Genomic DNA, 20,701 nt, shown 5'->3' on the forward strand with positions numbered 1-20,701 from the left:
CACGGTGCCATCAGACGGTGGATTCATGTGCTTCGCGTGCTCGCGTGCACCGTGGCCGCAGTCCACGCCGGGGAGCGCGGGATGTGCGCTCCTTGTACCCGACGGCTCCGGCTGCACGCGGTGTCGGCGATTCGGTCACGCGGCTGGGGCGTGCTGCGTACTCCCTCAAGGAACGACTCGCCACGACTGCCTGATCAGTCCAACTTCAGCGGCAAACGGTCCAACTTCGATGTCAGAGGACATCCATCGCCTACCGTGATAGCGGCCAGTAGGTACTCCCCGTAGGCGGCCATTTATCGGCCCACTCATGGCCACGATCTTCCCCACGTATGGCCAGATACCTCCCCGCACCTGGACGGATAACCGGTCGGCGAGGCTGGCTGGTGTGAAGAACAGCAGGGAGATCATGGAAATCCTTGAGGCTTACGACCTCACGGGGAGTTACCGCGGGGCGGCCGAGCTGGCCGGATGCGACCACCACACGGTGGCCCGGTATGTGCGGATGCGCGAGGCCGGTGAAGGTCCGGTGGCCCGGCAGCACCGTGCCCGGCCGATCGACGAGTACCTGGCGAAGATCGAGGAACTGGTGGTGCAGTCCCGCGGGAAGATGCGCGCGGACATCGTCCACCGTCGGATCACCGCGATGGGCTTCACCGGCGGGGAACGGACCGGTGCGCGTGGGTGGCCTGGTCCCGTTTCCGGGTGGTGATCCCGGTGTTCGACAAGACGCTGCCGACGATCGGGGCCTGCATGGAGACCAGTTGCGGCATTTCGGCGGGTCCCGACCTATGTGCTGACCGACAACGAGAAGACGGTCACCACGACACACGTCGCGAACATCGCGGTCCGCAACCCGGAGATCGTCGAAGTCGGGCGGCACTACGGCATGACGATCCGTACCTGTCTGCCGGCCGACCCCGAGACGAAGGGCGGATCGGAGGTCACCGTCCGGATCGCGAAGGCCGACCTGGTGCCCACCAACACCAACCTCCTCGAGCAGTACCAGACCTTCGTCCAGCTCGAGGCGGCCTGCCGGCAGTTCAGCGACGAGGTCAACGACCGCGTCCACCGCGAGACCCGCCGCAAGCCGGCCGACATGCTCGTCGAGGAACAGGCCCGCCTTCATCCGCTGCCGAAGGAGCCGTTCACCGTTGCGTTCGGCGCCACCCGCCGGGTCTGCTGGGACGCCACGATCTCCGTCGAGGGAGTGCGTTACTCGGTCCCGCACCCGCTGATCGACACTCGGGTCTGGGCCCGGTTCCACGGAGACGAGCTCATCGTCACCACCGTCGGCGAGGCCGGTCCGGCCGAGGTCGCCCGGCATCCGCGGTCCACTCCGGGCAACCCGGTGATCGTCGCCGAGCATTACCCGCCACGGGAGGACAAGGAGGCCGACCGCACTCCGCGTGCGAACTCCGCCGAGGAAGCGGCCTTCCTCGCGATCGGTCCCGGGGCCGCGTCTTGGCTGGTCGAGGCCGGGGCCGCAGGCGCCCGGAGGGTCAAGCCGAAGATGGCCGAGGCCGTCGCGCTGGCCAAACTGCACTCGGCCGCCGAGGTCGACCGGGCGCTCGGGGCGGCGGCGGTCGCCGGGCGGTTCGCGGAGAACGACCTGATCCGCATACTCACCTACCAAGCCGGCCTGGAGACCATCGAGCCCACCAGGGCTTCCGAGGAACACAGCCTGCAGCCGGGTACTTCCGCCTGGTCCAAGTTCGGCATCACCGACGAAGGAGACGACCTCTGATGGCCACCCCGATCCGTGTTACCGGCACCCACGGGAACCCGCTGGCCGAGGCCATCGAGCTGACCAAGCGGCTGAAACTCCCGCACATGCGTCGGGCGTTGACCGACCTGATTCCCACCGCGAAGGCCCAACGCTGGACCCGGCCGAGGTTGTCCGTGTCCTGCTGGCCGAGGAAGCCGCCGGCCGTGACGCGGCCAACCTCCGTACTCGCCGCAAGCGGGCCGGGTTCCCGGCCGGGAAGACTCTCGGTGACTGGGACGAGACCGCGTCCTCGATCCCGAGGCCGACCCAGGACTCCCTAAAGATGCTCGAGTGGGTGACCCGCAAGGAGAATCTCTGCATCTGCGGGCCCTCGGGCAGGGGCAAGAGCCACTTCACCGAGGCGCTCGGCCAGGCCGCGATCGAGGCCGGCATGACGGTCGCCCGGTTCACCATCGAAGACCTCGGCGCCCTCGTCCGCCGCCACCGCGCGGACGACTCGCTCGCCCGGGCCATGGCCCGCTTGATCCGCACCGACCTGATCATCGTCGACGACATCGGTCTCCTGCCCGTCTCCCCGGACGCCGCCGAAGGCTTCTACCGCCTGGTCGGCGCCGCCTACGAGCGACGCGCACTCGCCGTCTCGAGCAACCTCCACCCGTCCGGCTTCGACGAGATCATGACCAAGACCCTCGCCACCGCGACCGTCGACCGGCTCTTGCTCCACGCTCACGTCGTGGTCACCCAGGGTGATTCCTTCCGGCTCAACCAAGCTACCAGCGGTCAGGGGGTGATCCCCTTGCGCTGACCCACCCACCAACAGCGGGGAAAGTATCTGGCCGCCGTTGGGGAGGACTTATCGGCCGCCAGTGCGTCATTTGTCTGACCGCCCGCGGGGAAGATCGACAGGCCATTGACAGTCCTATCCCGTTGCTTCAGGGAGTAGGCGGTACCGGTTGATGGCGCGCCAAAGGATCTTCCCGGCGGGCGGCCTGCCTGCGATTCCTGGGCCGTACCGGCGGGTATGGATCCGGATCACGTGCAAAGTTTGATAGACGTGGTCATGAGCCTGCGGGGTGCCGGCAAGGAGGAAGGGGCGGCCCGGTGGATGTACTTCGGCCGCAGACAGTCACCTGCTCGTACTGCAAGGTGCGCCCCGCAGGGAAGGCGGCGCGCACCCTCGCCACCCACGAGGGACATCTGACCGTCACCTGGCATGCCAGGACGTGTCCGCACTACCTTGCCGACAGGATCCTGGCCGGCAAAGAATCTTGAGCCTTGCACCGATGTCGATCATCGGGGCAGGTCCAGCGGCGAAACCCGGTGTGCGTGCGGCGGCGTGCAGACATACGTGACGCAAACGGTTCGGCTTGCAGTTCGTTTCGTTCTGCTGCTCGCCCGCGATTCACGGACGCTGCTTCACATGCCCCGGATGGCGGAAGGATCGTTGGAACCGGTGTGAACGAAGCCGATGATCTCGACCATCGCCCGACCGGTGAACTCGGCTCGGCTGGCACTCCGGCCTCCCCAGGAGGTGGGGGAGGCCGGAGCGCTCAGGGCGTGTGCCCTGCGGCTGGTTCAGAGGATGTGCTCTGTTGGCTCCGGCACTGTGGCTGCTCGCAGGTCAGGAGCCGGTGGTGCTCAGTACTCGCCGTGGTGGTCGCCCTTGTGGTGGTAGTCCTTGCCGCCGCCGCCGCCGTTGTTGATGCAGGTGTTGCCGAAGGCCGGGTTGAGGAAACCGACGACGTTGACGGTGTTGCCGCAGACGTTGATCGGGATGTGGATGGGCACCTGGACGACGTTGCCGGACAGGACGCCGGGGGAGCCGATGGCAGCGCCCTCGGCCGTGGCGTCCGCGGCCGCCATACCAGCGCCGCCGACGAGGACGGCAGCGGCCGAGGCGGTAACCGCTACGGCCCTTGCGATACGCGACATTAAAATCTCCTAGAGAAGTGGACTTGCCGCAGGGAGTGCGGCACGTGCTTCCCCTCCAACGGCACGAGCGAGCAGCCGGTTACGGCCGTTGGGCCGGACCGGTGACCTCAGGCCGCCTCTCCAGTCCTGTTGGCGGGGCGGGGCGGGGCGGGTCGCGGTCGGGCGGGGGCTGTGGTGCGGGCGGGGGGACCGGTCGTTCATGCCTGCCTCGCCGAGGCTGCGGTAGCCGGCGGTCCACCGTTCGCCGGTGTTGGGTGAGACCTGGAAGCGTTCGACGGCCCGGCGAAGCGGCCGGCCTTCCTCGACCATGCGGCGGGCCGGGCGCAGGCGTCCGGTCTCGGTCGGGGGGCGTTACGGTGTGCCGCGAGGGCCTTTCTGGTCGGTGGAGATGTCGCACTCCACACCGAACCCGGAAGGCCCTCACCCGTTCAAGATCCCCCAGCCGAGACCTGCATCACCCGTCCACAACCTCCCTGGACAGAACACAAACCGCATCACCGCCAGGTTGTCGACAGGCCACACCGCATGGCCTGTTCCGGGGCCCCGGAGCCGAGGCCCCCTGCGCCGGCTCCGTCACTGGTTCTTCAGGACCCGGGAAGCAGCACAAAGCGCAATGCCCCTTGCCGTCCGGCAAGGGGCATTGCGGGGTGCCACTGTCAGTACTACGAGCCGAACTTCAAGCCGACTGTGTTGTCGTGGCCCGCGTTGACCAGGTCGCTGCCGGCGATCTGGGTCCGGTCGCCGAAGACGAACGTGTACGAGTCTTGAGGCTGGTAGTTGACATTCACGTCGGCGCTGGCGGCGGACGCACCGCCGAGGACGACGATGCCGGCGGCGAGGATGGTGACGAGAGAACGCACAGATCGCACCTTTTCGAGCGGGGAAGGAACACCCTCGAAGGGAGGAGCCGCCTCGGTGTCTCGCCGGCTGCCCGGACACGGGCAATCTCAAGCCAAAATGGCCGAGCCCGCCGTTGTGAGCGCGGCATGTCGTCGCGGGGATCCCAGGACTGGAGGTCCGGCAGACCCGTCCGGTCTTCCGGACTGGAGGTTCGGCAGAGTTCGTCCGGTCTTCGAGGCCATCAGCGAGGCCGGTGCCCGCCCACCCCCTGTGCTGCCGGGCGGCAAGGCGCCGGCGTCAGCGGCTGGTCACTGCTCACGCAGGCGTCTTCCCATCTCTTCGATCATGGCGGCGCGGTCGGGCTTCGTCTTGAACAGACCTTCGTCCGGCCCGTCGCGTGAAAGCTTGTTCAGGGGGTGTGAACAAACCTTGAATGACGCGCCGGTCTGAAGGTTTGTTCACCCCGCCCTGGCCGGAGGGCGCGAGCTTGGGTGCTCGGGTCCACGAGCCGCTCGCCGAAGTGCCGGACCAGGGCCTACCGCGAATGCCAGCCCCGTTCGGGAGATGTACCGGGTGACCTTCTTGTGACGCTACCGGGGTGCGGGGCGGGTGGTCCTGACGCTGACACCGCCGTACGCGGCGACATCACCCCCTGGACCGGGCAGGCGGGGGCAGAACGTGTCAGGTGTCAGGACCCGGGGCCGCCCCGGGAAGGCCGGGGGAACCGAAGGACCCTCCCGGGGCGGTGTGCATCCCGTCCCTTCAACGAGCGAGAGCAGAACCAGTTCCGCAAAGACCGCCACCGGATGGCCGCCGGGCAGAGCGGAGAATCAGGCCGGTGAGCACCAACCGCCGCCGCCCGCTGGGCACCGGATTCCACCGCGCCGACCCATCGGGTGTTCGGGGCTGTCTATAGGTGGGTTATTCAGTGGCTGCGATCTCGGTTTCGTGTCAGTGATTTCCCGTGACCCTCACTGTCGTGGGGGCGGCACTTCGCACTTCCAGCCTTCTACTGTGCCCAGTCGATGCCGAGTTTGGCGAGCGCAGCGAACTGATCGGCGGCGAGCCTGTCCCGCCGGGTTTTGGTGTTGGATACCCAGACGCCGAGCTTCACGACCAGCTCGGTGTCGCTGTCGAGGGTGATCGTCTCGGTGTGGCTGCGTGGTACCGGCCGGTCGGCGCCTTCCCGTTCCATCCACTGCGCGAGGGCTGTCAGGCCACGTTGGAACGCCTGCTGCGCTTTGGTCGGGTCCGTCGTCGTACGGGGGGCCGCCGGGGCGGGAGACGGCGTCTGGGCGGGTTGTACGCCCAGTGCGGTAAGCCGGTCCTGTTGCTCGGTGGAGAGTTGTGCCCAGGTGCCGGGGTGTTTCTGTCGCTGGAGCCACTTGCCGAGGTCGTCGCCTTCGAAGAGCACTCCTGGCTGGATGTCGGGCAGGCTGCCGTCGGCGTCGGCCAGGTCGGCGAGCACTCGGTGGTGCCGCTGCCAGTCCAGCGGCCATGGGCAGTTCCAGTCGTTGTCGATCGCGTTCAGTTGCTTCGCGCGTTCCTGCGCCCGCTCCGGGTCCTTGCCCAACCCGTTCTTCTCGCCCACGCGCCGGAGGTTGGCCATGTGCTGCCCGATGGGCACCATGGCCTCGCCGTCGCCCCACAGTGCGTCCTGGCGGGGTGCGAGGTGTCCGGTGGCTCGCCGGTAGGAGCGGAGCGAGGCGACTTTGTTCTCCCATGCTTCTTCGCCGGGCTCCCAGACCATCCCGGCTTCTGGGGCGTCGAGCAGGGTCTTGGGCCGTTCTTCCAGCTCTCCGGCCCGCAGCGTCTTCCGCTGTTGGTGCACCCACCGTCCGAGGGGGAAGGCCTTGGTGACGCCGACTTCGGTCCCGGTGTCGTAGGGGACGGCGTACAACCGGTGATCTCGTTCTCTGTCCGCCAGCGGATGAGGGCTTGGTAGCCCTCCAGCCATACCAGCGACTCCGGCCGGTAGACCCGGGTCCGAAGGAACCCCGCGATGGTCGCCGCGTCGCGCGGGCTGGAGAAGTGCAGGAGCGCGGATTGGGCGGCGGCCTGGGTGTCGTCCGGCTCCTGGTCCTCGCCGTCACTCTCACCGCTGGCGCCGGCACTGGCTTCGAAGATCCGGCCGTCCTCGTCGCGTCGGATGTGGATCTGTCGTTCGTGCTGGCTGTGGGCGAGGGCGCGAGAGGCGAGCTGCTCAGTGAGGCGTTCATCGTGCGAGCGCAGGCCTTGGAGGACGGCTACAAGGGGCGCAAAAGAAGCGCTGGCGACCATGTCCTCGAGGCCCTCACCCCGCTCGAGGAAGACGGGCACGATGATGCGGGCGATCTTGGTGGTGCCGTCGGGGTTGGGGCGGAGGGCTCGGCCGATGTTCTGGACGATTTCGACTTGGGAGCTGCGGGTGTCGGCGAAGCAGATGGCTTCGACGCCGTGTTCGCCGGTGACGTCGACACCCTCCCCAAGCACGGGTGGGGAAATTCAAAGACCCTCATCACCGCCGCGCAGGCAGTCGGCGAAGGCATCGAAGTTCCGGCCGAAGCAGCCGCCGCAGCCGATGCTCTCGCCGGCGACCCGCCAGAAGTCCGGAGCGTCTTGACCTGCCTGCGCCCGCAGCCTCTATCCCGCTTGCCGCCTGCCCATCCGTTTCGAACCCGTGCTGTTCAGGCAGGACCTCGCACGGGTCGCCGGACATGCGGGGTTCTGCGCATCACCACCGCGACGCCGGAGACGGATAACGGGCGGGCGATCATAAGGCTATGACGCGGTGGATCCGGATTCACGAAACCGAGTACGGCCTCTGGTCGTACTTCGAACTCGACGACAAGGGGTGGGCTCGACGCCAGGCCTGCCTTCGAGGCTCTGACCACCAGCCGGTGGCGGCGGCGACCCTGACCGAGGTCCTTCGGCTCAGGGATCAAGCCGACCTCGAGGAACCGTCGGCGTACGAGCGCCAGTACGGCATCCTCGCGGAGCACAACTTCGGCAGCTGGGGGGAAGCCGAAGGAGTATCCGAGATCTCCGAAGACACCTTCGAGCAGGTCTGGCACTTTGCCCGCACACAACTCGACGTGGTCGCCAGGGCACCGACCAGAACCGACCCGGCGGCTCGTGCAGACCACTCGGGGGCCGGCATGACACGTGACGAGCTATCGGCTCTCCTGGACAAGGACACCACCGCATGCCGACCGGCCCGGACGGCCCTCCTGGCCGGGGGCCGCTTCGCGGTCTCGGAGGGACTGGTCCCGGCACGTCGACTGGGATACACATACCGCAGTCGATTGAGACGCGCCCGGCTACGCGGCCAGCAGACGCTCGCCCTCGACGAAACCGTCGACATCCTCCAGCGCGCGGCAGACGAGCCGATCCGCATCGGCGAGATCACTACCGAAGACCGGTCCTGGACGTTCATGCTCTTCCTCGACGCCACGGCGACCACCGTGCTCGCCTGTGGCGCACTCGCATCCTCGGCGGCCAACGACTGACGAGCCTCGATCAGCGCCCGGCCGTCTACCACCATCGAGCTCAGCCCCGAAAGGGTCATGCCTCTGCTCAAGTCGGCCGACAGAGTCCACCGGCCCGGCACAACCGGTCAGCCTGGGGCGGGCGAGCGTTGCCTACATGGCGGAGCGCAGCATGCAGGCCGTCTTGGTCATGGCGGCCTGCGCCGCTTCGTCGAGTCCCAGTCGCGCTATTGAACTTGAATGTGTGATGTCGGCCTGGTCGTCGTCAGCCGTCCATGATCAGGCCGGTGTCGACCGGATCTTGCGCGAAGCGTTCTCCAAGGAGGAGACGCTGGCCTGGGTGGAGGCGAATCTGCCGAACGAGTCGGGCATGACCCACACGAAAGACGGCAGGGCCATGCCAACCAAGCGGGCCGAGGCTCTCTGCTTCGTCTACCGCGGGCGCCCAACAGCTCGTGTAGCCAATGAGCACGACGACGGCCAGGGGCCAGCCCTCTTTGAAGACGTCTTCGCCCGTGTGTTCGTAGCGACACGTGACCGCCTTCAGCAGATCAAGCACGACGATCACGGAACGCCGGAGGAGAAGGACCAGCTGGTCTCCCTCATGACCGGCCCGGAAGGGGCACTGATGCCGGGCCTCTTCATCAGCCAGATCGGCGCCACGCCGGACTCGCAGCTCGAGGAAGCCGAAGCACAGGGGTAGACCAGACCAGCTCGGGCAGTTCAGCTGGGGTCGTACGACTGAGGCAGGTCACATGGGTGGGGCTGGACAGCACGTGCTGTCCAGCCCCACCCGTATCCAATCTGGCGGAACCCGGCGCCGGCCAGCTAGGCCCACCTCATCCCGACCCTGGACAGCTGCTCCACTCGCTCCGGTGCCAGCGCGGCGCCGCGCCGGCGCTGGTTGTCGATCCACATCCCGAGCTTCAGCGCCACGTCCTGCTGCGCCTGGCCGTCGCCGTCGCCGCCGGTGGGGATGGTCTCGATGTGCTTGCGGGGGACCGTGAGGTGGCCCTCTCGGGCGTAGAAGTGCTGGGCGGCGGCGTAGTGCATGGCCCACTTGTCGGCCTGGCTGGTGCGCGCCTTCGGCTTCTCGGCCTCGGTCGCGGGGGTGATGCCGAGGATCTGTTCGCACATCCACTGCTGTACCGGGGTGAGCTGGTCCCATCCGTGCCGGACCGAGGTCACCCACCGGCCCAGATCCCCGCCCTGGCGCACGGCTTCGCCCACCACGGTGGGAAGTGTCTGGCCAGCGTCCAGGTGCTGGTGGACGAGGTGGAAGCACCGCTGCCACGTCACCGGCCAGTTCGGGCACCAGGAGGGGTCGATGACCTCGAGCTGCTCGCGCCGCTTGCGCGTCATCGCACCGGCGGACGACTCCACGGGCAGGCCTTCGGCCCGCCGCTGCTCGATCTCCAGCCCCTTCCGTACGGCGACCCGCGCGTTCTTTGAGGCGTCCCGAGGGCGGACCGCCCCGCGAGCAAACTGCAGGACTCCTGGCCCTCCGGGACCCGAAGGACGGGGTACGGAAAAGAGCACCGGACCTCGCGTCCGGCCCGCCGCTCTCGCTCGGGGCGACCGATGGCTTCCTCGCCGTCGGGGAGGAAACGGCTTCAGAACAGGATGGGCAGGGACTGCTCCCGAGCTTCGGCCGCGGTCAGGCATGTGTCCGCGGAAGCGACGTAGTACGTCGTCTCACCCCCTGGTAGCTCGGGGCGCAGCTCTGTTCGGTGGAGGGTTGGCACTCACGGTCCGGTGATCAGGACGGCGGGCGCTCTGCGACCCGACCTGATGACCAGTGCAGATGGACCAACAGCTTTCAGAGCGAACCTCTGCAGAGGCCTCCGATACAGGAGAGGTGGAGCGTCTCGCCGTTGGAACACCCAGGTCAGCACTCGATTACCTGGCGTTGGCCGCCAGGTGAGCGGCCGATGTGCCCAAGCCGGTCGGCCTGGTCGGCACGCGGAGTTCGGTGGCGGCGGGCTGCAAGCCGTAGCGGGCGGTGTGATAGGGCCAGGCGTACATACCGGCCAGCAGTGACTGGAGCGCGGAGACGTATCCCGACAGGGCCTCGCGGGCGTGGGGGTCGGTGCCGAGTTCTTCAAGGGTCCGCGGCAGGTCGATATCAGCTGCGGCCTGCAGGGTGTGCACCCGGGAGGTGAGTACCCGGTCGACGGCGTCCACGGCCTTCTGCAGGTTGCAGTCCATCGTCCGCTGGAAGATCCTGACGCCGTTGGAGTCGGCCTCGCCTTGCGCCCGTTCCTTGTTGTAGGAGATGACGTCGTTCTGCAGGCCGGCTGCGTCGCAAACAGCGTCGATGATTGCTTGGAAGGGACGGGACTCCAGGATTGGTCGGGGGATCTCGGTGCCTGTGGCGTGTTCCAGCAGGAAGACGGTGGCGGGTGTGGCGCCGAAGTCGCGGCGCAGCTGGATGTAGTCGACCGGGTCTGGGAAACGGTCCTCGCCGGTGGCTTCCTGCGCCCAGCGGCTGCCTTCCAGGAAGCGTCGGAAGTGGCGTGTGTAGCGCAGCCGCCATTCCCGGCTCATGGCTCCGGCGGTACGCAGCCACAGATCAGCTACGGCGTGTTCGGCCGGATGCTCGGGCACCGGCATGACGACGGGGTCAACGGGCATGAACATCATCAGCCGGTCGATCCGGTCGTTGAGCTCCTGAGGATCTGTGCAGGCGAGGTAGGCGCTCTGGAACAGGTCGTCCACGAACCAGAGCAGCACGCACCAGTCCGACAGCAGGTCCAGCTTCCGTGCGTCCGCGTCGGGATAGGCCATCGCGGCGAACAACGGGAACTGCGCCGCCGCGTACTTGGCCTGGCTCCACTTGCCGTCCGATGCCTCCTCATGGATGGGATCCAGCAGCCCCGTCGAGTGTGCCCAGGTTTAGATCACCAACGCGGTCGGCGTTCCGTACCCGCGTCCGGAGGGCGGGGCCCTAACGGGCATCGCCTCGGCCGGTGGTCCCAGCGGCGGGTTGTCCAGGCTCGCCGGATGAGGCTGCGGCCAGTGATGATCGCGTCAGCGAGGTCGAAGAAGGCTTCGGGGCTGTCCGGCCACGAACGTGTGCCGCCCAGCCAGCGCGGTCGGGCCCAGCGAGGGCGGTCGGGCTGATGCTGGGGGCTACCGGGTGGCGAGGTGGGATGTCAGGCGGGAGGCGGAGGTGCCCAGGCCGGTGGGGCCGGATGGAAGGCGTCTCTGTCCGGGACAGGAGGGGGAGGCTGGCGCGGGCGTGCCGGGGGTGAAGACTTCCTGCCAGTCGTACTTTCCTGACGTCACGTGCCATTCGAGCATGGCCCGCACGACCTTCTTGATGCCGGCCGTGTACCTCTCCAGCCGGTCGTCCGCGACGCCGTCCTTGCCCGCGGACTGCGCCATGTAGTCCAGCGCCGTCATGTCGGCATTGATGCGGTCCACGAGGAAGGTGACGGCTTCCACGGAGCTCTTGCCTTCGTGGGCCATCATGGCCGCGATCAGGTTGTACACCTCACCCGATGCCATGTCGCGGTTGAAGCCGAAGATGTCGTTGTACCAGCAGACGGTGTTCATGAAGCGCACATGGGTGTCCGCCACGGACGGGTGCCCGTAAATCTCTTCGGGCAGGAAAGCGTTCAGTGCGATCTCGTTCCAGGGGATGAACATGTCCATGCCGTGGACCTGGATGAATTTGCCGAGGATGTGCGCCGTGGTGGGGATCCGGCGCTGATGCCGCACCGCCCCGCTGTCGTCGAGGGAGACGTTCAGCCAGTTGTCGATGACGCTCGCATGGCGCTTCAGCTGGTCGAGGGGGGAAATGGCCCGCACCTGGGCCCACAGTTCGGCGAACGTGTTCAGGGTGCGGGCGCCCCACGGGTCCCGGCAGGGGCCGGGGATCCCTGCCCACAGGATCGGCCGGAACGCCTGGACGTACTCGACCTGTTGCGCGCGGTATTCATCGCCGCGGGGTTCGTCCATGAAGTCGTCGAGGATCCAGAAGAACGTCAGGAGCTTGTCGGCCAGTGCCAGGTACTCGTATTTCGGAGCGTCGCACCACATGCGGGCGTGAAGGTCCGGCATGCGCTGCCGCCGCAGCCGCCCCAGAACATCCTCCTCCGACACGCCCGGGTAGGGAGGCGCCATCCCCGTCTCCACAATCCATTGAAAGTTGTCCCTTTTGAGTCGCTCCGCCTCGGGGTGGATCCCGACTTGCGGGAACGGGCAGACGATCTCGGGAACCTCCCGGCTTGCCCGCGGCACGGTAAGCCCGCGTACGGCGGGAATGGGGAAGCTGTCGCGGACGGCAGGGGAGCTCAGGTCATCGAGCGTGAGTACGCGTGCCACGGGGGGACCATCCTTTGGACCAGCCAGCCGGCCCGCTCGGGACCTTTTCCACACCATGGTCAGACCAGCTGATCTGGACAAGGACTGGGGAACGTCTCTATCTGGATCAACGGGCGAGCGGACTGAAGCATCAGGAGACGAGGCGGAACAGCGCGGAGCCTTCGGGGCTCCGTTGACGCATTCAACCGCTGGTGACCGCGCGCGGGCGCCGCAACTTTCTGGCCTCCACTCGATACGATGAATACGAGCGCGTCGAGGTTTGCGGCAGAACCCGCCGCGACGACCGCGAACCAGCAGGCGCCCGAGCTGCCCAAGCCACTACCAACCCGGGGCTCATCGTCATGCTTGAGGGTTCACTACGTCCCGCCTCCGCCTGGGACTCCACGCGCCGGTTGACGACTCGACCCTCTTCGGTACCATCGCCGGCTGCTGACGGGTCTACTCACCGACTGGACCCGGCTCTTGACTCGATCATTCAACGACGCCTGGTCAGCCCGGCGTTCAAGCACGCGGCGGACTGTCGGGGCCGGTGAAGGTGAGGTCACCCAGGCGAAAGCCTGGGCCGACTCCCCCAGAGGCTAGGAGGCACGCCCAGCCTGCTGCTCCGCGTCGGCCTCTGCTTCGCGGCCGATGGCCAGCAGCACATTCGCGCGCTGCGCCGACGGCCGGGGACTCGATATTGGCGCAGCGGTGCCGGATCGTGCTGGGTTGTGCGGAGGGCGAGACGAAGCAGCAGGTCGCTGCCGGGCTTCGGCCCTTGGCGGAGGCCCGGCCTGATCCTGCACCGGATCAGGCCGGAGTGGGTCGTGACTAGATCTCGCCGCCGTCTTCGTCGAACTGCATCCCCTCAGGGCGATCTTGCTCGTAGACGTACTCATGGCCTACAACCGAGAGCATTTTCGAGGGGTTGGTGGGGTGCCGGTAGTTGCCGTCAGGCCGGTCAAGGAATTCGGGGTAGTGCTCGGTCGCGAGCATACGCTCTCCTCCGGTAGGCGTTACTGGTCAAGCGTGCAGCCGAATCCTGGCAGATCCATGCTTCCTACCACCCTCCAAACCGCAACGTTCCGGTCTGGCCCGCTGTGCTTGTCGGAGCAAGGCGCTCGTCCGTACGTAGGGCCGATCCGGCGGGAGGTGATGGCGCTGCGCGACATACTGGAGCGGCACGGGATCTTCGGCTCTACCCGGCTGGGCAGTTGCTCAGCGCGTCTCAACCACGCTGCCGATAGCCCGGTTCCGCCTCAAGGTCGACCCGGGCCCGACCGCCACCGAAGCGTGCCGACGCGAACGCTCGTCGTCTGCTGGGCGCAGACCGCTTACCGCCGTTTCTCCTCTGCTGGCCGGTCGTTGGAAGCAACGGCCCCTCACCCGGATGGGGCCGTGGAGTGGGAGGACGACCCCAGATGACCGATGAGCAGTGGCTGCCCCGGATCACGGCGATGTTCCGCATGTACGACCTCGACGGTGACGGCCAGCTCGGCCGGGAGGATCTGATCGCCTACGCGGGGCGCCTGGCCGAGCAACTCACGGCACCCGGTGACACCATGCGCCGCGCTGCCCTCTACGACGCCTATCTGGAGTTGTGGACCCAGCTCGCGGCTGTATCCGACACCGACCGCGGCGGGCGGATCAGCGAGCAGGAGTTCATCGCTGCGACCGCCCGCGGCGCGTTCGACACCGACCCCCACTTCCGTGACTCGACCCTGCGCGCCGTCGACTCGCTCGCCGACGCATTGGACCGCGACGGCGACGGCCACATCGACGCCGCCGAGTACGGGCGGATCTTCGGCGCGACGGGACTGTCCGAGGACACCGCCGCCCTGGCCTTCACGGCGGTGGACGCCGACGGCGACGGCCGCATCAGCCGCCAGGAACTACGCCGGGCTGCCTTGCACCTCTACCCGCTGGCCGACCCAACCTGGCTCACCACCGACATCCCCACCACCCCCGGGCCCCGCGGGATCGCCCTGGTCGCCCACGACACCCGCAAGGCCGACCTGATGGCCTGGGCCCGCCGGCGCGCGGACGCCCTCCAACCCCACCGCCTCTACGGCACCGGCACCACCGGCACCCTCATCACCCGCCAGATCGGCCTGGACGTCACCGCGCTGCGCAGCGGGCCGCTCGGCGGCGATCAGCAGATCGGCGCCCTCGTCACCCAGGGAGAGATCGACCTTCTGATCTTCTTCACCGACCCCCTCTCCTCCCACCCGCACGGCGATGACATCCGTGCCCTGACACGCCTGGCCACCCTCGCCAACATTCCCGTCGCGCTGAACGCAGCCACCGCGGACTGGCTCGTCGACTCACCCCACCTCACCGGCAGCTGCGGTGTGCTGCCTGCCCAGGGCGGCCCGGCCGACACCGTGGCAGTGCGGGCCTGACGACGCCGCCAGCAGGGGCACTGTGGTGGGGCGTGGTGCGTGCCTGCGTCAATGGCCCTACTGCATCGCGCCGTGTCCGCGTCGCTGCTCAGCCGTCAGCGTGAGGTCCACCGGTGTGGTCACCGGCCCGACGCATCGGTCAGCTCGAACAGCGTGTCCCCGCGACTGGTCAGGCAGTCGAAGAAATCGTCCCGAAAGCGTGACGCCACCGCGAACGCTTCCCGCCGGATGCCGGGTTGGGGTCTGTCAAACGAGCGGTGTAACTCAGGTGTTTGGAGTTACTGACGGGCTGCGGAGAGACGGCCGTCGAAGGTGATGTTGAAGGCGTTCAAGGCTGTCTTCCAGCGCATGGTCCAGCGGGCCTGGCCCTTGCCGGTGGGATCGAGCGACATGATGGCCATGTAGACGCATTTCAGGGCGGCCTGCTCATTGGGGAAGTGCCTACGGGCCTTGACCGCCCGCCGGATCCTGGCGTTCACGGACTCGATCGCGTTCGTGGTGCAGACGGTGCGGCGGATCTCGGTGTCGAAGCGGAGGAACGGCGTGAACTCCTCCCAGGCGTTCTCCGAGAGCCGCACGATCGCCGGGTACTTCTTGCCCCAGGCGGCGGCCAACTCGGCGAACCGCTCGAGCGCGGCTTCCTCGGTCGCCGCGGTGTAGATGGGCTTGAGTACCTTCGCGATCTTGTCCCAGTCCTGGCGGGCGGCATAGCGGAAGGAGTTCCGCAGCAGGTGGACCACGCAGGTCTGGACGGTGGTGCGGGGCCAGACGGTCTCGACCGCGTCGGGCAGGCCCTTGAGTCCGTCGCAGACGAGCATGAGGACGTCGTTCACGCCGCGGTTCTTGATCTCGGTGAGGATGTGCATCCAGTGCTTGGCGCCCTCGCCGCCGTCGCCGGCCCACAAGCCCAAGATGTCCCGCCGCCCCTCGGTCGTGACGCAAGGGCCACGTAGATGGGCCTGTTGGCAACCGCGCCGTCGCGGATCTTCACGTGAATGGCGTCGATGAAGACGACCGGGTAGACGGCGTCAAGTGGCCGGTTCTGCCATTCGGCCATGACCTCGTGGACCTTGTCGGTGATCGTGGAGATCGTCTGGCGGGACACTTCGGCGCCATAGACCTCGGCCAGGTGGGCCTGGACCTCGCCAGTGGTCAGGCCCTTCGCGGAGAGTGAGATGACCATCTCGTCCACGCCGGACAGGCGCTTCTGCCGCTTGCGGACAATCTTCGGTTCGAACGAGCCGTCACGGTCTCGGGGCACGGCTATCTCGACCGGGCCGACGTCTGTCAGTACGGTCTTGGCACGGGTGCCGTTCCGTGAGTTGCCGGCGTTCTTCCCGGCCGGATCGTGCTTGTCATAGCCGAGGTGGTCGGTGATCTCGCTCTCGAGGGCGGACTCCAGGAGCCGCTTGGTGAGCTGGTGGAGCAGTCCGCCCTCGCCTGTCAGCTGCAGGCCCTCAGCCTGAGCCCGGCCCACCAGCTCATCAATCAGCCGGTCGTCCACAGACTTCGACGGCGCCGCCTCAGACCGGCTCAACGGTCTCGGCCTCGGTCACGTTGTTCCTGGTCATCGATGCATCTTCCATGATCGGGAGTTACGCCGAACGTCTGGCTCTGTCTCACATTCGGATTCGTGGCGTTCGACGTCTTGCAGCTGGACGGTCAGGAGCTGCTGACGCGCCCGTACGCGCAGCGGCGCGCACTCCTGGAAGAACTGTTCACCACCCGCGCCCTTACGGCCCCGTGGACGCTGTGCCCGATGACGACGGACCTGGCCAAGGCCCGGGACTGGCTCCAGTCCTGGACCGATGTGTCCGGGGTAGAGGGGATCGTCATCAAGTCCCTGACCAGCCGCTATCTCACGGGATATCGCGGGTGGCTTGTTGACTGCACTAACGGTGCTCACGCCCCGGCGCCGTGATTCGGGGTGGGGCGTCGGTCAGACCCTGACCGCCCGTTCTCGATGACGAGGGCCAACCCGCTCGCGCCAGGCGTTCGGGGCCCCGGAAGCGGATCGCCGCGTCGGAACTCCGAGGAAGCGGTGGAGAGACGAACTGCACCTGGTTATGGGACAGTTCATGATGTCGTGTCACCGGCTGTCGGGGGGAAGGGCGGAATATGGCGCACGAAGAGAAGGACATGCTGACGGCTCGCGAGGTGAGCTACTTGTGGCCGGGCGTCCGTACTCACTCGGTGTATGTGAATGCGGTGGCCCATGGGGTGGGTATAGCAACGGAGAGCTGGCCGACCACTACGGGGTACGCCAGCAAGGTGCGGTATAACGCCGACGACGTGCGCCGAGTGGCCCCGCAGGTAGCAGCCGAGCCACTCAAGGGGCCGTCCCCGGTACCGTGCTGTCTGGTGCTGATTGTTCTGGTAGCGGTACCGTTCGTGTGGCTGGCGATACAGATAGAAAGCGCGGGCGGGTGGTAGAGGTCCGTGTGGCTGCGCGGCCGGCCAACCGCGAGATCCTGGGGTGTCAACTGCATCATCTCCGGCCCGTTGGGCAGGGCGCTTCCGAGCCTCAAGGAGAGGCCGGTCAGATGCCTGCACGCGTAGGTACGGCGTCCGCACGTCCGTAGCCGAGCACCTGGGTGAGGACTTGTCGGAACGTGATGAGGTCTTCGGCCGGCGCTTCGATGACGGCCTCGATCTCGCTGTCGGTGCAGAGAAGGACCAAGATCCGGAGACGGGACACCACCGAGGCGATCATCGGCGCCGTCACCGGCACCCTGACCCGTCCCGGACTGCTCGTCCTCGGCCGCTATGACGCGGCCGGCCGGCTGCGCGCGGTCGGCCGGACCGTACCGCTGCGCCCGGACGTGTCCCGGCAGGTCGGCGAGCACCTCGCGCTGGTGTCCCCGCCGTATCGCGTCACGTGCGCCACGGACCACTCGGGCCCACGATGAGCCCGTTCATGGTCCCCGAGTTGGAGGCGTCATACCGGGCTCCGTAGACCTCACAGCACCCCGCGGAGTGACCGGGACCCGGGCCGGCCGTGGCAGCGGCGGCGGCCTCCGCCGTCTCCCCTTGCCATCGCCGGGTCGGCCTCCAAGTGCTTCAGCTGCACGAGGGACCTTTGACGACAACAGCCATGACGGGCCCTTACCTGGCGAGCGGGGGCGTGAACGTCACCCGGAAGGTGGAGAGGCCCTCCGGCTCCGAGGTGTGAACTGCACTGTGGCCCGGCGCCATTTCGCCGGCACCGGGCCCGCGCGATGCTCGCGCCCCCGGCCCCCACCAGCCTGCCGCGCCGCCCCGGGCCGGGCGCAGGCAGGTGGGGGCCCGGCCTCAGCCCTGGGCGCTCGCCAGCAGGTAGCCCCAGGTCCTGTCGCCGACGACGCCGTCGGCCCCGCCCGTGGCGGTCGGGTACGACGCCTGCCATCGCAGGACCGCGTCCAGGGTCTTTGGACCGAAGTCGCCGTCGACGAACCCGGCCACGTCCCAGGAGTGCACGTAGCCCACGGTGATGAGGGCTTCCTGCAGGGCCCTGACGCAGACTCCGGTGGACCCCTGCCGCAACATCACGTCAGGAACCGCCCAGCCGTTCCACGACGAATACCGGACGCCCTCCTGGGCCATGCAGGTCCCCAGATCGTCCTGCGCGGACGCGCTGGGGACGGCCGCGGCTACCCCCGCGAGCAGCATGGCCGCGACCGCAGCCGTACGGCCGGCAGACCTGCGCATGCGGGTTGTCGTCTTCACTGTGCCTCGTCCCTCGCTCGGGGTGCTCAATCGAAGTACGCCGCGTTCACGAGGCGCTTCCAGGTGTTGGGGCCGACGATGCCGTCGGCTCCGCCTGCTACGGACGCCCTGCGCTGGAAGGTGACGACCGCCGCGTACGTCTTGGGGCCGAAGTCCCCGTCGACGAAGCCGGGGATGTCCTGCTGACGGACGGCCCCGAGGGCCAGCAGGTCCGACTGCAGCTCCTCCACGCAGATGCCGGTCGAGCCGGTGGCGAGCACCACGTTGGGCGTGTATTCCCCGTCGCTGCTGCCCACCTCCTCTATGCACTGGTACAGGCGGTTGTCGTTGGGTCCGGCGTGGGCCGGGGTGGCGGCGAGCACGGTCGACATGGCCACTGCCGCGGCGAGCGCTCCGAGTGTTCTCGTCACGGTGGCGCGGGTCTTCGTCATGGGTGGAGCCCTTTCGTGTCTTCGGGGAGAGCGGTGCTCGGCACGTCAGGAGCCGGCCGGGGCGACGACCGCGTAGATCCGGCCGTCGAGGGGGCGCTGGACGCGCGCGACGCGGTCCTGGTAGTTGCCCTCGATGGTCGTCACGGTGCCGTCGCCGTTGTTGCGTTCGACGACGCCGACGTGGGTGCTCGTGCTGGTGCTCCCCGGGCCGGTGCCGAAGAGGACCACGTCGCCGGGCTGCGGGTTGGAGTTGCGGACGTCGGTCCTGAGCGTTCCGTGGTCACGGCCGTAGTAGTAGAAGTCGCCGGTGAAGGCGGTGTGGTATTTGATCCCGGCCTGCTGCCAGGTCCAGCTGGCGAAGTGGGCGCACCACGCCTCGCAGGGGCCGTAGGGGTTGCAGTTGTTGCCCCACTCGTGCACGCCCCGGTCGAGTTCGTGCTGTGCGGCCTGGACGGTCTTCTCGCGGACGCTGCCCGACAGCGGGGGGAGACTGGGGGTGCCGCCGCTGGGCTGTCCGCCCGGGGTGGTGGTGCCGATCTCGCGGGTGATGCCCATCGCGGCCATGGTCTGGGGGCCGGCGATGCCGTCCACGTCGAGGTGGTGGGCGGTCTGGTAGTTCCGTACGGCGGTGAGGGTGGCGGGGCCGTAGTCCCCGTCGGCGCCGGTGTTCGCGGCCGACTGGACCTGCTTGACCTTGGCGGCGAGAGTGCCGTTGGTCTGCGGGCCCGCGATGCCGTCCACCTCTATGTCGTTGTCGCTCTGGAAGGACAGGACGGCGTTCTTGGTGATCGGGCCGTAGGCGCCGTCGACGCCGCTCAGGGGCAGGTAGCCGAGGCCGGCGAGGTTCCGCTGGAGGAGACGGGTGTCCGGGCTGGTGCCCTGACCGCTGGAGACGATGCGGTCGATGTTCATCGCGCCCATGGTCTGCGGGCCGGCGATGCCGTCCACGTCGAGGTGGTGGGCGGTCTGGTAGTTCCGTACGGCGGTGAGGGTGGCGGGACCGTAGTCCCCGTCGGCGCCGGTGTTCGCCGCCGACTGGACCTTCTTGACCTTGGCCAGGAGCGCGGCCATGGTGAGGGGGCCCGCCTGGCCGTCCACTTCCAGGCCGTTGTCGTGCTGGAAGTGCCGTACGGAGTCGGCCGTTTGGGGACCGGCGACGCCGTCCACTCCGCTCATCGGCAGGTAGCTGAGACCCGCGAGGCCGCGTTGGAGCAGGGGGACGTCCGCGGCATGCGCCGTCTGTGCCGGGCCGAGCATCAGGCCTGTCAGCAGGGTGAGGAACGCGAGGGTGAACGCTATGAGGTGGATGGACCCGCGCCCGGATGCGGCGCCTGTGGCGGCTGCCGCAGGCCCGGGCCGTTGGGTGGTTTCGGGCATGACTGCCGAACCCCTTTCATTGGATGGGGTGTCGAGGGGAACGTGCGGTCGGGTTCCGGCGCTCTCAGCCCCTGGTCGAGGCGACCAGCGCCTCCCAGGTCATGGGGCCGACGATGCCGTCGACCTGCAGCCTCGCGCTCAGCTGGAACCTACGCACGTAGCGGTCGGTGATCGGGCCGAACTGTCCGTCGACGAAGTCGTCGCTCCAGTCGGCCTCGTCGATGCCGATCGACGAGAGTCTGCTCTGGAGCGACTTCACACACACCCCGGACGAGCCCTGGGAGAAGTTCCGCGCGGGGATCGTCCAGTAGCCGTTCGGAGAGGTGCGCGAACCGACGCTCGACAGGCAGTCGGCGTAGTAGGAGTCGTCAGCGTGGGCCGCGGAGGCCGACACCAGCAGGGAGCCGACGGCGGCCGCGGCGAGCGCCAGGGCGGTGAGACCCCTGGCGGGGCGGTTCTTGGCGGCGCGGTTCTTGAAAGACATGTGGATATGAGTGGGTGTTAAGTCCGACT

The 20,701-nt window shown here is 68.0% G+C and carries 15 protein-coding genes and 7 pseudogenes; 7 read left to right on the forward strand and 15 right to left on the reverse strand.

The window, feature by feature from the left end:
* Window positions 1-385: 385 nt before the first annotated feature.
* Together J7E97_RS29195 and istB are read left to right on the forward strand one after the other, a co-directional pair.
* Window positions 386-1,744: pseudogene (locus tag J7E97_RS29195) on the forward strand (IS21 family transposase).
* Window positions 1,744-2,531: pseudogene (gene istB / locus J7E97_RS29200) on the forward strand (IS21-like element helper ATPase IstB). The pseudogenes J7E97_RS29195 and istB overlap by 1 nt, the downstream one beginning before the upstream one ends.
* Window positions 2,532-3,364: 833 nt before the next feature.
* Here istB and J7E97_RS29205 read toward each other — a convergent pair.
* The 5 genes and pseudogenes from J7E97_RS29205 to J7E97_RS29225 all read right to left on the reverse strand — a co-directional run bounded on the left by J7E97_RS29205 (window position 3,365) and on the right by J7E97_RS29225 (window position 7,117).
* Window positions 3,365-3,658 (reverse strand): chaplin, encoded by a 294-nt coding sequence (locus J7E97_RS29205; RefSeq protein ID WP_215033539.1) that lies wholly within the window; start codon window positions 3,656-3,658, stop codon window positions 3,365-3,367.
* 147 nt (window positions 3,659-3,805) lie between these two features.
* Window positions 3,806-4,062 (reverse strand): annotated as a pseudogene (locus tag J7E97_RS29210) (leucine zipper domain-containing protein); the annotation flags it as partial.
* Window positions 4,063-4,320: 258 nt separating this feature from the next.
* Window positions 4,321-4,518 carry a hypothetical protein gene (locus tag J7E97_RS29215; RefSeq protein ID WP_215033542.1) on the reverse strand — a complete coding sequence of 66 codons (198 nt, stop codon included), beginning with the start codon at window positions 4,516-4,518 and terminating at the stop codon, window positions 4,321-4,323.
* Window positions 4,519-5,507: 989 nt separating this feature from the next.
* A pseudogene (locus tag J7E97_RS29220) lies at window positions 5,508-6,970 on the reverse strand (Helicase associated domain protein); the annotation flags it as partial.
* A gap of 12 nt (window positions 6,971-6,982) precedes the next feature.
* Entirely contained in the window at window positions 6,983-7,117 is a 135-nt protein-coding gene (locus J7E97_RS29225) for a barstar family protein (RefSeq protein WP_374224273.1), read from the reverse strand.
* A 143-nt stretch (window positions 7,118-7,260) separates the two neighbouring features.
* Here J7E97_RS29225 and J7E97_RS36335 point away from each other — a divergent pair, with 143 nt between their 5' ends.
* Together J7E97_RS36335 and J7E97_RS29235 are read left to right on the forward strand one after the other, a co-directional pair.
* Window positions 7,261-7,986, forward strand: coding sequence for a hypothetical protein (locus tag J7E97_RS36335; RefSeq protein ID WP_251055335.1), 726 nt, complete (start codon window positions 7,261-7,263; stop codon window positions 7,984-7,986).
* 136 nt (window positions 7,987-8,122) lie between these two features.
* Window positions 8,123-8,668: a hypothetical protein gene (locus J7E97_RS29235; RefSeq protein ID WP_215033544.1), complete on the forward strand. Its 546-nt coding sequence runs from the start codon at window positions 8,123-8,125 to the stop codon at window positions 8,666-8,668.
* Between the two features lie 125 nt (window positions 8,669-8,793).
* Here the strand turns inward: J7E97_RS29235 and J7E97_RS29240 are convergent.
* The 4 genes and pseudogenes from J7E97_RS29240 to J7E97_RS29255 all read right to left on the reverse strand — a co-directional run.
* Window positions 8,794-9,414: pseudogene (locus J7E97_RS29240) on the reverse strand (helicase associated domain-containing protein); the annotation flags it as partial.
* A 450-nt stretch (window positions 9,415-9,864) separates the two neighbouring features.
* Complete coding sequence (locus J7E97_RS29245; protein WP_215033550.1) at window positions 9,865-10,752, reverse strand: hypothetical protein; 888 nt, start codon at window positions 10,750-10,752, stop codon at window positions 9,865-9,867.
* A gap of 345 nt (window positions 10,753-11,097) precedes the next feature.
* A complete protein-coding gene (locus J7E97_RS29250; protein WP_215033553.1) occupies window positions 11,098-12,093 on the reverse strand; it encodes a terpene synthase family protein in 996 nt (331 codons plus the stop codon).
* A gap of 1,011 nt (window positions 12,094-13,104) precedes the next feature.
* On the reverse strand, window positions 13,105-13,269 hold the full coding sequence (locus tag J7E97_RS29255; RefSeq protein WP_215033557.1) for a hypothetical protein: 165 nt from the start codon (window positions 13,267-13,269) through the stop codon (window positions 13,105-13,107).
* 425 nt (window positions 13,270-13,694) lie between these two features.
* On the opposite strand from J7E97_RS29255, the gene J7E97_RS29260 reads away from it, so the two are divergent.
* Window positions 13,695-14,675, forward strand: coding sequence for a methylglyoxal synthase (locus tag J7E97_RS29260; RefSeq protein ID WP_215033560.1), 981 nt, complete (start codon window positions 13,695-13,697; stop codon window positions 14,673-14,675).
* 63 nt (window positions 14,676-14,738) lie between these two features.
* Here J7E97_RS29260 and J7E97_RS36340 read toward each other — a convergent pair.
* A pseudogene (locus tag J7E97_RS36340) lies at window positions 14,739-14,905 on the reverse strand (transposase); the annotation flags it as partial.
* Window positions 14,906-14,953: 48 nt separating this feature from the next.
* A pseudogene (locus J7E97_RS29265) lies at window positions 14,954-16,212 on the reverse strand (IS256 family transposase).
* A gap of 96 nt (window positions 16,213-16,308) precedes the next feature.
* On the opposite strand from J7E97_RS29265, the gene J7E97_RS29270 reads away from it, so the two are divergent.
* Together J7E97_RS29270 and J7E97_RS36345 are read left to right on the forward strand one after the other, a co-directional pair.
* On the forward strand, window positions 16,309-16,596 hold the full coding sequence (locus tag J7E97_RS29270; RefSeq protein WP_215033563.1) for a hypothetical protein: 288 nt from the start codon (window positions 16,309-16,311) through the stop codon (window positions 16,594-16,596).
* 691 nt (window positions 16,597-17,287) lie between these two features.
* Window positions 17,288-17,584 carry a hypothetical protein gene (locus J7E97_RS36345; protein ID WP_251055336.1) on the forward strand — a complete coding sequence of 99 codons (297 nt, stop codon included), beginning with the start codon at window positions 17,288-17,290 and terminating at the stop codon, window positions 17,582-17,584.
* Between the two features lie 382 nt (window positions 17,585-17,966).
* On the opposite strand, the gene J7E97_RS29280 is transcribed toward J7E97_RS36345, so the two are convergent.
* The 4 genes from J7E97_RS29280 to J7E97_RS29295 all read right to left on the reverse strand — a co-directional run bounded on the left by J7E97_RS29280 (window position 17,967) and on the right by J7E97_RS29295 (window position 20,672).
* The gene (locus J7E97_RS29280) at window positions 17,967-18,362 is read right to left on the reverse strand and encodes a peptidoglycan-binding protein (protein ID WP_215033566.1); all 396 of its coding nucleotides are present in this window, start codon (window positions 18,360-18,362) and stop codon (window positions 17,967-17,969) included.
* A gap of 44 nt (window positions 18,363-18,406) precedes the next feature.
* Window positions 18,407-18,811: a peptidoglycan-binding protein gene (locus J7E97_RS29285; protein WP_215033569.1), complete on the reverse strand. Its 405-nt coding sequence runs from the start codon at window positions 18,809-18,811 to the stop codon at window positions 18,407-18,409.
* Window positions 18,812-18,856: 45 nt separating this feature from the next.
* Window positions 18,857-20,188, reverse strand: coding sequence for a peptidoglycan-binding protein (locus tag J7E97_RS29290; protein WP_215033572.1), 1,332 nt, complete (start codon window positions 20,186-20,188; stop codon window positions 18,857-18,859).
* A gap of 64 nt (window positions 20,189-20,252) precedes the next feature.
* Complete coding sequence (locus tag J7E97_RS29295; RefSeq protein WP_215033575.1) at window positions 20,253-20,672, reverse strand: peptidoglycan-binding protein; 420 nt, start codon at window positions 20,670-20,672, stop codon at window positions 20,253-20,255.
* Window positions 20,673-20,701: the final 29 nt, after the last annotated feature.

The sequence above is a fragment of the Streptomyces sp. ISL-66 genome, from assembly GCF_018614135.1.
Lineage (GTDB): Bacteria > Actinomycetota > Actinomycetes > Streptomycetales > Streptomycetaceae > Streptomyces.